Raw genomic sequence first — 13,642 nt, 5'->3', positions numbered from 1 at the left:
TTATTTTTTAACCGTTTCTCTTACTTTTACATAACTATTTTTAGCACCAGGGATAGAGCCTTTAACGAGAATTACGTTACGTTCAGCATCTACTCTGATAACTTCGAGGCGTTGGATCGTTACTGTATCATGACCCATGTGACCTGGCAGACGTTTACCTTTCGGTACACGGTTCGCTTGGATAGAACCCATTGAACCTGGTCTGCGATGATAACGGGAACCGTGAGACATTGGTCCGCGGCTTTGGCCCCAACGTTTGATAACGCCGGCAAAACCTTTACCTTTTGAAATACCCGTTACGTCAACGAACTCACCTTGAGCAAACAAGTCTGCTTTGAGTTCCTGGCCAACCTCGACATTTGCGAGGTCAACACCGCGAATTTCGCGAACGTAGCGCTTAGGCACAGTATTCGCTTTAGTAGCGTGTCCTGCTTCCGGTTTGTTAGATCTGCTTGCTTTTTTATCAGCAAAACCGATTTGTACCGCTTCGTATCCGTCATTTTCCAGGTCTTTCTTCTGCAGAACCACACATGGTCCAGCTTCGATAACCGTTACAGGAATTACGTTACCTTCCGCAGTAAAGACTTGAGTCATACCCAATTTTCTTCCTAAGATACCTTTCATGTTGACACCTCTTTTCATTTTACGTGTTACCACATCTATGTGGATTATAATTTAATTTCGATATCTACGCCAGACGGTAAGTCCAAACGCATCAATGCATCCACAGTTTGTGGAGTTGGGTTAACAATATCGATCAAACGTTTATGTGTACGTTGCTCGAATTGCTCACGAGAATCCTTGTATTTATGAACCGCACGAAGAACAGTGATAATCTGTTTTTCAGTAGGAAGCGGAATTGGTCCAGATACTCCTGCGCCAGAACGTTTAGCTGTTTCAACGATTTTCTCTGCGGATTGATCAAGAATTCTATGATCGTATGCTTTCAAACGAATACGAATTTTTTGCTTTGCCATTTTTAGTCCCTCCTTCTATCGCCCAATTTGGTATCGGACATACTCAGTGAAAATTTTCCGGCATACCGTCCATGGCAAAGGAGCCGGGTGTGTCGGTAACCTCTCACGTCATCGCAACGTCTCAGAACAACATTTATTATTGTATATGATAACAAACAGTTATGCAAGTCTTTTTTGAAACATTTACATAAAAAAATAAGACCTGTCTCCCTTATAAGGAAACAGGCCTCATTTGGTCTTTCGTTTACAGTACAATGTTGCTTCGTTACAATACAATGTTGCTTATATTAAAATCTTCAAATCGTTTCCGATTCACAATGAAGATTTAATTATTTTTGGATAGATGCTACAGCGCCAGCGCCTACTGTACGTCCACCTTCGCGAATAGCGAAACGTGTACCTTCTTCAATCGCGATTGGATTGATTAGGGATACAGTAACAGTGATGTTATCACCAGGCATAACCATTTCAGTACCTTCTGGTAAAGAAATAACGCCAGTTACGTCAGTTGTACGGAAGTAGAACTGTGGACGGTAACCAGTGAAGAAAGGTTTGTGACGTCCGCCTTCTTCTTTAGTCAAAACGTATACTTGAGCAGTGAACTCAGTATGAGGTTTAACAGTACCTGGTTTAGAAAGTACTTGACCACGTTCGATTTGAGTACGTTCTACACCACGCAACAATGCGCCGATGTTGTCGCCCGCTTGTGCGGAATCCAACAATTTACGGAACATTTCTACGCCTGTAACAACGGATTTCTTAGTTTCTTCATGGATACCAACGATTTCGATCTCTTCGCCGACTTTAACAGTACCACGCTCAACACGACCAGTTGCAACTGTACCACGACCAGTGATCGAGAATACATCCTCAACAGGCATCAAGAAAGGTTTGTCAGTGTCGCGCTCTGGATCTGGAATGTAAGTATCGATTTCAGTAAACATGTCAACGATTTTTTGAGCCCATTCGCCATCAGGGTTAGCCAATGCTTCACGAGCAGATCCACGAGTGATTGGAGTATCGTCACCAGGGAACTCATATTCGTTAAGAAGGTCACGAACTTCCATTTCAACCAATTCCAAAAGCTCTTCGTCTTCAACCATGTCGCATTTGTTTAAGAATACAACGATGTAAGGTACGCCTACTTGACGAGACAACAAGATGTGCTCGCGAGTTTGTGGCATAGGACCGTCAGCTGCAGATACAACCAAGATCGCTCCGTCCATTTGTGCAGCACCAGTGATCATGTTTTTAACATAATCGGCGTGACCTGGGCAGTCAACGTGTGCATAGTGACGGTTAGGTGTTTCGTACTCAACGTGTGCAGTTGAGATTGTGATACCGCGTTCGCGTTCTTCTGGAGCTTTATCGATTTGATCAAATGCTACAGCAGCACCGCCGTAAGTTTTAGACAATACAGTTGTGATTGCAGCAGTCAAAGTTGTTTTACCATGATCGACGTGACCAATAGTTCCGATGTTAACGTGCGTTTTATTACGTTCAAATTTAGCCTTTGCCATGTTAAACGTTGCCTCCTTGAAGGTAGAGTTTTGTTTGTATTTTAGTTTGAAACGTACAGAGAGCAGTCATGCTACTTTCTGTACATCCCATAAGTGAAAACGGATTGAAAACTTAGCCGTTTGCTTTGGTACTGATTTCGTCAGCGATGCTCTTAGGTACTTCTTCATAATGAGAAAGTTCCATAGAGAATACACCGCGACCTTGTGTACCAGAACGAAGTGTTGTGGAATATCCAAACATTTCAGATAAAGGTACTTTTGCACGAATGATTTGAGTACCACCGCGTGAGTCCATACCTTCGATACGACCACGACGGGAGTTCAGCATACCCATAACATCACCCATGTATTCTTCAGGTACTGTTACTTCAACTTTCATAAGTGGCTCAAGCAATACAGGACGACATTTGTCTTTTGCAGCTTTAAGCGCCATAGATCCGGCAATTTTAAATGCCATTTCATTGGAATCGACATCATGATAAGATCCGTCTACTACTGTAGCTTTTACGTCTACAAGTGGGAAACCGGCGATAACACCGTTCTTCATTGCTTCTTCAATACCTTGCAATGCAGGACCAACATATTCTCTTGGTACGGAACCACCGACAACTTTACTTTCGAACTGGCTACCTGTACCTGCTTCCAATGGTTCGAACTCAACCCATACATGACCGTATTGACCACGACCACCGGATTGACGAACGAATTTACCTTCAACGCGAGCTGGTTGACGGAATGTTTCACGATAAGCAACCTGAGGTTTACCTACGTTAGTCTCCACTTTGAATTCGCGACGCATACGGTCAACGATAATTTCAAGGTGAAGCTCACCCATACCCGCCAAGATTGTTTGGCCAGTTTCTTCATCCGTATGAGCACGAAGAGTTGGATCTTCTTCAGTCAATTTGGACAAAGCAATACCCATTTTATCTTGGTCAGCTTTTGTTTTTGGTTCCACTGCAACTTCAATAACTGGGTCAGGGAAATTCATGGATTCTAAGATAACAGTATCTTTTTCATCACATAGTGTATCACCTGTACCTGTATCTTTCAAACCAACAGCTGCTGCAATATCACCAGCGAAAACTTCGCTGATTTCTTGACGAGCGTTAGCATGCATTTGCAGGATACGACCAATACGTTCACGTTTGCCTTTAGTAGCATTTAGAACGTAAGAACCGGATTGCAATACGCCAGAATATACGCGGAAGAACGTAAGTTTACCCACGTAAGGGTCTGTCATAATTTTGAACGCTAGTGCAGAGAATGGCTCTTCATCAGAAGAATGACGAATTGCCTCTGTGCCGTCTTCGTGCAAACCTTTAATTGCCGGAACATCCGTAGGAGCCGGAAGGTAGTCGATAACAGCATCCAACATAGGTTGAACACCTTTGTTACGGTAAGAAGAACCACAGATTACTGGGAAGATTTTAACGTCACAAACACCTTTACGTAGAGCAGCCTTAATCTCAGCGATTGTTGGCTCTTCTCCTTCAAGATATTTCATCATTAGATCTTCATCTAGTTCTGCAACTCTTTCGATCAAGTCAGCACGCAGTTCTTCAACTGTTGCTTTAAGATCTTCTGGAATTTCGATAGATACTGGATCGCGTCCAAGATCATCTTGATATTCGATAGCTGTTTGCTCGATGATATCGATAATACCAACGAAGTCATTTTCTGCGCCGATCGGCAATTGAATCGCTACTGCGTTCGCTTGCAGACGTTCACGCATGTCTTTAACAACGTTAAGGTAGTCAGCACCAATAATATCCATTTTATTAACATATGCTATACGAGGTACACCATAACGATCTGCTTGTCTCCAAACAGTCTCGGATTGTGGTTCTACACCCTCTTTTGCACTAAATACGCCTACTGCTCCGTCCAATACACGCAGGGAACGTTCAACTTCAACTGTAAAGTCAACGTGACCTGGAGTATCAATGATATTAACGCGGTAGCCTCTCCACTGAGCCGTAGTAGCTGCGGATGTAATAGTGATTCCGCGCTCTTGCTCTTGCTCCATCCAGTCCATTGTAGCAGCGCCTTCGTGAACTTCACCGATTTTGTGCGTACGGCCTGTATAGAACAAGATACGTTCTGTAGTGGTAGTTTTACCAGCATCGATATGAGCCATGATACCAATATTACGTGTATTTTCTAAGGAGAACTCTCTTTTTGCCATGAATGGGTGCTCCCTTCAAAAATATCAATTTTTGAAATAAAGGCTTTGATCCTACCAGCGGTAGTGAGCGAATGCTTTATTCGCTTCAGCCATTTTGTGTGTATCTTCGCGTTTTTTCACTGCTGCGCCTGTATTGTTAGAAGCATCAATGATTTCAGCTGCTAAACGTTCTTCCATTGTTTTCTCTCCGCGGCTACGTGAATAATTCACTAACCAACGAAGTCCCAATGTAGTACGTCTTTCAGGTTTAACTTCGATCGGAACTTGATAGTTAGCGCCACCTACACGGCGAGCTTTAACTTCGAGGACCGGCATAATGTTCTTGATTGCCGCCTCAAATACTTCCATAGGATCGTTACCTGTACGTTCTTGAATCAATTTAAAAGAATTGTAAAGGATGCTTTGAGCAACCCCACGTTTTCCGTCGACCATAATGCGGTTGATCAAACGTGTAACCAACTTGCTGTTATACATAGGATCTGGCAATACGTCTCTTTTCATTACTGGACCTTTTCTTGGCATGGTTATCCCCCTTCCTTAGATATAAAGCGCAGTGATCTGCGCTACTGGATTATTTTTTTCTTTCGGACGTTTTGTACCGTATTTAGAACGTGATTGCATACGATTGTTTACGCCTGCTGTATCCAAAGCACCACGAACGATATGATAACGAACCCCTGGTAAATCTTTAACCCGTCCACCGCGGATAAGTACCACGCTGTGTTCTTGAAGGTTATGACCGATACCTGGAATGTAAGCAGTAACCTCGATACGGTTCGTTAAACGAACACGAGCATACTTACGAAGTGCGGAGTTCGGTTTTTTTGGAGTCATAGTACCTACACGAGTACATACACCACGTTTTTGTGGAGCGCTAATGTTCGTCTCTTGACGTTTCAAAGCATTATACCCTTTTTGAAGTGCAGGTGATTTTGATTTCTCAATTTTAGCTTGACGTCCTTTACGGACTAATTGATTAATAGTTGGCATTGTGTTGCCACCCCCTTCCCATATTTGTAGTTCCAATATAAACCATATCTTAAGTCCACAGACCCAGGTGGTTCATAAAAGAACAAATGAAAAGTCCTTGCCTGCCACTCACGACCAGCAAAAACATTCCTGATTGCATTATTTAAGGACAACGGCCATAGCAGTTCCCACTTCGATTCCGCAAGCTTTGCCCAATTCTTTCATTGTATCCACATATGTGATCTTAACAGAATGAGTCGAGCATAATTGAACGATTTTCGAGATGAGATGATTTTCCGCATCCTGCGCAACATAGACTTCTTCAGCTTGACCCGTCTCGACCATCCGCATTGTCTGCTTTGTGCCTACTTTGATCCGGGCATCCTTTAATCCTTTGTCATTAGTCATCTTCCGATTTCCTCCAAAAGATCAGGGATCAGCATGCTATTCACGCACCTTTGCTATAGTACCATTAGCTAAAGGATACTGTCAATAGATAACTATAATTCTATTTCATAAATAATCATTATATTTCTTTGACTTCACCCATTAAACAGCAGCTAGAACTGAATAACATCAACTGTTGTTCAGTTCAGCCGCTTATTTATGAGCAATATAAGATTACATTATAACGAGATTAACAAATTACTCAACAGTTACCGTTTCAAGACCAGGTTTCTTGGCTTCAAACTTTTCTGCATCTTCAAATTTAACGCTACGATAACGGTTCATCCCTGTACCAGCTGGAATCAACTTACCGATAATAACGTTCTCTTTAAGACCAAGTAATTTATCGACTTTACCTTTGATCGCTGCATCTGTCAGGACACGAGTTGTTTCCTGGAAGGATGCCGCAGACAAGAAGGAATCAGTTTCCAGAGATGCTTTAGTAATACCAAGCAATACTGGTTTAGCAACTGCTGGCTCTTTGTCAGCCATGATTGCTACTCTGTTCGCATTCTCATATTCGTACATATCAACAAATGAACCTGGCAACAATGTTGTTTCACCAGCATCGATGATACGGATTTTACGTAACATCTGTCTGATCATAACTTCAACGTGCTTATCATTGATTTCTACACCCTGGTTACGATATACGCGTTGTACTTCTTGCAGGATATAGTTCTGTACGCCACGGATACCTTTGATACGTAGCATTTCTTTAGGGTCAATCGAACCATCTGTTAGTTCATCCCCAGCTTCGATTTCCATACCTTCTTTAACTCTTAGGCGGGAACCGTAAGTTACAGGGTAAACTTTAGTCTCTGCTTCACCTTCAACCTCGATTTCACGACGGTCTTTAGTTTCACGGATTTCTTTAACCACACCATCAATTTCACTGATGATTGCTTGACCTTTAGGATTACGCGCTTCGAAAAGCTCTTGAATACGCGGCAAACCTTGAGTAATATCGTCCCCTGCAACACCACCAGTATGGAACGTACGCATTGTAAGCTGCGTTCCTGGTTCACCGATAGATTGTGCTGCAATAATACCAACTGCTTCACCAATCTCAACGTGTTTACCAGTAGCAAGGTTACGACCGTAACATGTTTTACATACTCCGTGTTTTGCACGACAACTCAGTACTGAACGGATTTGAAGTTTTTCAACTCCAGCTTCAACGATCGCTTCAGCTTTATCCGAATCTAGCAATTCGTTACGACGAGCAAGAATCTCACCTGTTTTTGGATGACGAACAGTTTCGAAGCAATAACGACCTTCTAAACGATCATAAAGATCTTCGATAACTTCTTTGCCATCTTGAATACGGCTTACAGTGAAACCTTTATCTGTTCCACAATCTTCTTCACGTACGATTACATCTTGTGCTACGTCAACTAGACGACGAGTTAGGTAACCTGAGTCAGCAGTACGAAGTGCTGTATCCGCCAAACCTTTACGCGCTCCGTGAGTAGAAAGGAAGTATTCTAATACTGTCAGACCTTCACGGAAATTCGATTTAATTGGAAGTTCGATGATACGACCCGATGGATTCGCCATCAGACCGCGCATACCACCAAGCTGAGTGATCTGCGATTTGTTACCACGAGCTTTGGAGTCAACCATAAGCATAATAGAGTTATAGCGATCCATTGATTTCATAAGGACTTCAGTAATGTCATCCTTCGTACGAGACCAGATCTCAATAACACGATCATAACGCTCTTCATTCGTAATCAAACCACGACGGTATTGATTCGTAATAACAGCAACTTTTTTATCAGACTCATCCAAGATTCCTTGTTTTTCAACAGGAACAATAACGTCAGATACACCAACAGTAATACCTGCACGCGTAGAATAAGTGAATCCAAGTTGCTTGATTTTATCCAAAATAATAGATGTTAATGTTGTATGGTAGATTTCAAAACAACGAGCGATAATTGAACCTAAATACTCTTTACCGATAGCGCCTGTTTGAGGAACACTACTAATAAATTCACGGATATTCACACCTTTGTCATAGATAAAGTAATGATCCGGTGTACCTTGGAACAAGTTACGACGCGTTGGCTCATTAATGTAAGGGAATGATTCAGGGAAAATCTCGTTAAAGATAATTCGTCCGATAGTTGTTACCATCATTCCTGTTTGCTGCTTCTCTGTAAAGCTTGTTTTGTTCAAAGCTTTAACAGGGATCGCTACACGAGCATGCAATGAAGCAACGCCACGTTGGTAACCCGATACTGCTTCGTTCACTGTACGTAAAATCATACCTGAACCTTTAGCTTCATCATTATCCATAGTTAGATAGAATGAGCCCAAGACCATATCCTGTGAAGGAGTAACAACTGGTTTACCATCTTTAGGGTTCAAAATGTTACCAGATGCAAGCATCAAGATACGTGCTTCCGCTTGCGCTTCAGCAGACAATGGAACGTGAACCGCCATTTGGTCACCATCAAAGTCAGCATTATATGCTGTACATACAAGTGGGTGAAGACGAATTGCACGTCCTTCAACCAAAATAGGTTCAAATGCTTGAATACCAAGTCTATGCAGAGTAGGTGCACGGTTTAGAAGAACTGGATGTTCTTTAATAACTTCTTCAAGTACATCCCATACTTCTGGACTTACACGTTCTACTTTGCGTTTTGCGCTCTTGATATTATGAGCAAGACCTTTGTTAACCAATTCTTTCATAACGAAAGGTTTGAATAACTCTAGTGCCATCTCTTTTGGAAGACCACATTGGTACATTTTCAAGTAAGGACCTACAACGATAACCGAACGACCAGAATAATCGACACGTTTACCTAGTAAGTTCTGACGGAAACGTCCTTGTTTACCTTTTAGCATATGACTAAGAGATTTCAATGGACGGTTACCTGGTCCTGTAACTGGGCGACCACGACGACCATTATCAATAAGAGCATCGACAGCTTCTTGAAGCATACGTTTCTCATTTTGTACGATAATGTCAGGTGCACCTAGATCCAATAGACGTTTAAGACGGTTGTTACGGTTAATTACACGACGATACAGATCATTCAAGTCAGACGTCGCAAAACGTCCACCATCCAACTGTACCATCGGACGAAGTTCTGGAGGGATAACTGGCAATACATCCATGATCATCCAATCAGGGAAGTTACCAGAGTTACGGAATGCTTCGATAACTTCAAGGCGTTTGATCGCACGATTACGACGTTGACCTTGAGCTGTACGTAGCTCTTCACGTAAAAATTCTAGTTCTTTATCAATATCAAGGTCTTGAAGCAATCGTTTAATCGCTTCTGCACCCATACCTGCATGGAAACCATGACCGTATTTTTCACGGTAGCTACGGTATTCTTTTTCAGATAAAAGTTGTTTTTTCTCCAGCGGTGTCTCACCTGGATCTGTTACAACATAAGATGCGAAGTAGATTACTTCTTCCAAAGAACGTGGAGACATATCAAGTGCTAGACCCATACGGCTTGGAATACCTTTGAAATACCAAATGTGAGATACAGGAGCTGCAAGCTCAATGTGTCCCATACGTTCGCGACGTACTTTAGCGCGTGTTACTTCAACGCCGCAACGATCGCAGACTACGCCTTTGTAACGTACACGTTTGTATTTACCGCAGTGGCATTCCCAGTCTTTGGTTGGTCCAAAAATACGTTCACAGAACAACCCGTCTTTCTCTGGTTTAAGCGTACGATAGTTGATTGTCTCCGGTTTTTTAACTTCTCCGCGGGACCAAGAACGAATTTTGTCTGGGGAAGCTAGCCCAATTTTCATAAATTCGAAATTGTTAACGTCTATCAAAAGACACCCCTCCTAAGGCCAAATCCTGTTTATTGTCATTCTTATCAAAAACTGTATGAATTCCCATATACCCTCTCATCAATAAGGGATAGACCGGGATAAATCTCCGGTCTATCTTCATTGTTAGATCACATAGGGAATGTGTAGTGGCAATAGTTACTCGGCTCCGACTTCAGAACCTTCTAGATTAAGACTGAGCTTATCGTTCGTGCTCGCCTCTTCTTCATCATCCAATTCTCGCATTTCGATCTCATTCTCATTTTCATTGAGAATTTTGACGTCCATACCCAAACTTTGCAATTCTTTGATTAGAACTTTGAATGACTCAGGAACACCTGGTTCAGGAACATTCTCGCCTTTAACGATGGATTCGTATGTTTTCACACGACCAACGACATCATCAGATTTGACTGTAAGGATTTCTTGTAGGGTGTAAGCAGCACCATAAGCTTCAAGTGCCCATACTTCCATCTCCCCGAAACGCTGTCCACCAAATTGAGCTTTACCACCCAACGGCTGTTGCGTAACCAAAGAGTAAGGACCTGTAGAACGAGCATGGATTTTATCATCAACCATGTGTGCCAGCTTGATCATATGCATGACACCAACAGTTACTTCACGTTCAAATTCTTCACCGGTTCTACCATCATAAAGGATCGTTTTACCGTTACGTTGCATACCTGCTTCTTCCATCGTATCAAATACATCATACTCTTTTGCTCCATCAAATACTGGTGTAGCAACATGAATACCAAGTTTCATAGAAGCCATACCTAAATGGACTTCAAGAATCTGACCAATGTTCATACGGGAAGGTACACCTAGTGGATTCAATACAACTTGTACTGGAGTACCATCAGGCATAAACGGCATATCTTCTTCCGGCAAAATACGTGCTACAACACCTTTGTTACCATGTCGTCCCGCCATTTTATCGCCTTCAGAGATTTTACGTTTTTGCGCAATATATGCACGTACCAAGTGATTAACACCTGGTGGCAATTCATCGCCATTTTCTCTAGTGAATACTTTGACGTCCACAACAATACCATCAGTACCATGCGGTACACGAAGACTAGTGTCACGAACTTCACGAGCTTTTTCACCAAAGATAGCGTGCAGAAGGCGTTCTTCAGCAGTTAGTTCAGTTACACCTTTAGGTGTTACTTTACCAACAAGAATATCACCAGCAGCAATTTCAGCACCAATACGAATAATTCCGCGTTCGTCAAGATTTTTGAGTGCTTCTTCACCAACGTTAGGAATATCACGTGTGATTTCTTCAGGTCCAAGTTTAGTGTCACGAGCTTCAGATTCGTATTCCTCGATATGAATCGAAGTGTATACATCCTCTTTAACAAGTTTTTCACTCAATAGGATCGCATCTTCATAGTTGTAACCTTCCCAAGTCATGAAGGCAACAACTACGTTACGTCCTAAAGCAATCTCGCCCATCTCAGTCGAAGGACCGTCAGCAAGGATATCTCCTTTTTGAACGTAATCGCCTGTTTTAACGATAGGACGTTGATTAATACAAGTTCCCTGATTCGATCTCATAAATTTGTGTAATTTATGTTTAACAAGATCGCCTTTTACTTCTTTGCCATCTACGAGTTCAATACGACGTACTGTAATCTCGTTAGCAGTAGAACGTTCAACGATTCCGTCATGTTTACTTACGATACAAACGCCTGAATCTTTTGCTGCTTTATGCTCCATACCAGTACCAACAAGTGGTGCTTTAGGAATAAGCAAAGGAACAGCCTGACGCTGCATGTTAGAACCCATCAATGCACGGTTGGAGTCATCATTTTCCAAGAAAGGAATCAATGCTGTTGCTACAGACACAACCTGTTTAGGGGATACGTCCATATAATCAACACGTTCATTTGGCATTGGTAAAATGTTATCCGCTTGTTTGTTATAACGAACGATAACCATTTCGTCAGTGAAAGATCCGTCTTCATTCAACGCTGCATTCGCCTGAGCAACAACATAGTTATCTTCTTCATCAGCAGTCAAATAATCAATTTGATCTGTAACACGATTTGTCTTAGGATCTACACGACGGTATGGAGCTTCAATAAAGCCATACTCATTGATACGTGCAAATGTAGACAAGGAGTTAATCAAACCGATATTCGGTCCCTCTGGAGTCTCGATCGGACACATACGGCCATAGTGACTGTGATGGACGTCACGAACTTCAAAGCCTGCGCGTTCACGAGTCAAACCGCCGGGTCCCAAAGCAGATAAACGACGTTTGTGCGTCAATTCACCCAATGGGTTCGTTTGGTCCATAAACTGTGAAAGCTGGGAGCTACCGAAGAACTCTTTAATCGATGCAATAACAGGACGTATATTGATCAAAGCTTGTGGTGTAATGACGTTAGCATCTTGAATAGACATTCTTTCACGAACCACACGTTCCATACGGGACAAACCGATACGGAATTGGTTTTGTAAAAGTTCACCTACAGAGCGCAAACGACGGTTACCCAAGTGATCGATATCATCTGTATCGCCAATACCGTTCAACAAGTTCAAGAAATAACTGATTGAAGCGATAATGTCAGCTGGAGTAATATTTTTAACTGTTTTATCAATAATTCCGTTCGCAATCAAAGTCACAACTTTACCATCTTCGATTGGAGAGAATACATTGATGCTTTGCATTGGGATATCATTATCATCCAATACGCCGCCAGCTACGTGATATGTTTTATGATTCAAATCGCCTTCCAAATACGGCATGATTTCGTCTAAAAGACGACGGTCTACCATTTGTCCAGCTTCAGCAATAATTTCACCAGTATCCGTATCAATTAGCGTCTCAGCCAAACGTTGGTTGAAAAGACGGTTTTTGATATGGAGTTTTTTGTTGATTTTGTAACGACCTACGTTTGCAAGATCATAGCGTTTTGGATCAAAGAAACGCGCTACTAACAAGCTCTTCGCATTGTCGAGAGTTGGTGGTTCACCTGGACGAAGACGCTCATAAATTTCAATCAGCGCTTTGTCTGTAGAATCCGTGTTATCTTTATCTAAAGTATTGCGGATATATTCATCGTTACCAAGTAGGTCTAGGATTTCAGCATCTGTACCGAATCCAAGTGCACGCAATAGTACTGTAACTGGAATCTTACGAGTACGGTCAATACGAACATAAATGATATCCTTAGCATCCATTTCAAGTTCAAGCCATGCGCCACGGTTAGGAATAACTGTAGCAGTATATGATGTTTTACCATTCTTATCGACTTTAGTGCTGAAATAGACGCTGGGAGAGCGAACCAACTGGCTGACAATAACCCGTTCTGCACCATTAATAACAAAGGTACCGGTTTCCGTCATCAACGGGAAATCACCCATAAATACTTCCTGCTCTTTGACTTCACCCGTTTCTCTGTTGATAAGACGGACTTTTACCCGAAGTGGAGCAGAATAAGTAACGTCACGCTCTTTTGCGTCGTCTACTGTATATTTCGGCTCACCAAGGCTGTAATCGATGAACTCGAGAACCAAATTGCCTGTAAAATCTTGGATTGGCGAGATATCGTGAAACATTTCGCGCAAACCTTCTTCCAAAAACCACTGATATGATTTCTGTTGGATTTCGATCAGGTTAGGTACTTCAAGAACTTCGTTAATTCGTGCATAACTTCGCCGAGTGCGTCGACCATATTGAACAAGATGTCCTGCCAACTTAAACTCACCCCTTAATGTCT

The 13,642-nt window shown here is 42.1% G+C and carries 9 protein-coding genes; all 9 read right to left on the bottom strand.

From position 1 onward, the window contains the following. The 9 genes from rplC to rpoB all read right to left on the bottom strand — a co-directional run bounded on the left by rplC (position 1) and on the right by rpoB (position 13,619). Positions 1-624 (bottom strand): 50S ribosomal protein L3, encoded by a 624-nt coding sequence (gene rplC, locus RCP16_RS22305; RefSeq protein WP_069328353.1) that lies wholly within the window; start codon positions 622-624, stop codon positions 1-3. A gap of 44 nt (positions 625-668) precedes the next feature. Then, a complete protein-coding gene (gene rpsJ / locus RCP16_RS22300) occupies positions 669-977 on the bottom strand; it encodes a 30S ribosomal protein S10 (RefSeq protein ID WP_028609655.1) in 309 nt (102 codons plus the stop codon). A gap of 329 nt (positions 978-1,306) precedes the next feature. Continuing rightward, a complete protein-coding gene (gene tuf, locus RCP16_RS22295; protein ID WP_069328352.1) occupies positions 1,307-2,497 on the bottom strand; it encodes an elongation factor Tu in 1,191 nt (396 codons plus the stop codon). Between the two features lie 112 nt (positions 2,498-2,609). Continuing rightward, positions 2,610-4,685 (bottom strand): elongation factor G, encoded by a 2,076-nt coding sequence (gene fusA, locus RCP16_RS22290; RefSeq protein WP_069328351.1) that lies wholly within the window; start codon positions 4,683-4,685, stop codon positions 2,610-2,612. Between the two features lie 51 nt (positions 4,686-4,736). Then, complete coding sequence (gene rpsG, locus RCP16_RS22285) at positions 4,737-5,207, bottom strand: 30S ribosomal protein S7 (protein ID WP_069328350.1); 471 nt, start codon at positions 5,205-5,207, stop codon at positions 4,737-4,739. Between the two features lie 15 nt (positions 5,208-5,222). Next, positions 5,223-5,675 carry a 30S ribosomal protein S12 gene (rpsL, locus tag RCP16_RS22280; RefSeq protein WP_308641376.1) on the bottom strand — a complete coding sequence of 151 codons (453 nt, stop codon included), beginning with the start codon at positions 5,673-5,675 and terminating at the stop codon, positions 5,223-5,225. Positions 5,676-5,813: 138 nt separating this feature from the next. Further along, positions 5,814-6,062 carry a ribosomal L7Ae/L30e/S12e/Gadd45 family protein gene (locus RCP16_RS22275; RefSeq protein ID WP_069328348.1) on the bottom strand — a complete coding sequence of 83 codons (249 nt, stop codon included), beginning with the start codon at positions 6,060-6,062 and terminating at the stop codon, positions 5,814-5,816. Positions 6,063-6,299: 237 nt separating this feature from the next. Next, positions 6,300-9,914, bottom strand: a complete 3,615-nt coding sequence (gene rpoC / locus RCP16_RS22270) for a DNA-directed RNA polymerase subunit beta' (RefSeq protein ID WP_069328347.1) — start codon at positions 9,912-9,914, stop codon at positions 6,300-6,302. A 156-nt stretch (positions 9,915-10,070) separates the two neighbouring features. Beyond that, entirely contained in the window at positions 10,071-13,619 is a 3,549-nt protein-coding gene (gene rpoB / locus RCP16_RS22265) for a DNA-directed RNA polymerase subunit beta (RefSeq protein WP_069328346.1), read from the bottom strand. Between the last annotated feature and the right edge of the window lie 23 nt (positions 13,620-13,642).

Source organism: Paenibacillus nuruki, assembly GCF_963311185.1.
In the GTDB taxonomy this organism is placed as follows: Bacteria; Bacillota; Bacilli; order Paenibacillales; family Paenibacillaceae; genus Saccharibacillus; species Saccharibacillus nuruki.
This window is presented reverse-complemented; position numbering and strand designations above follow the sequence as displayed.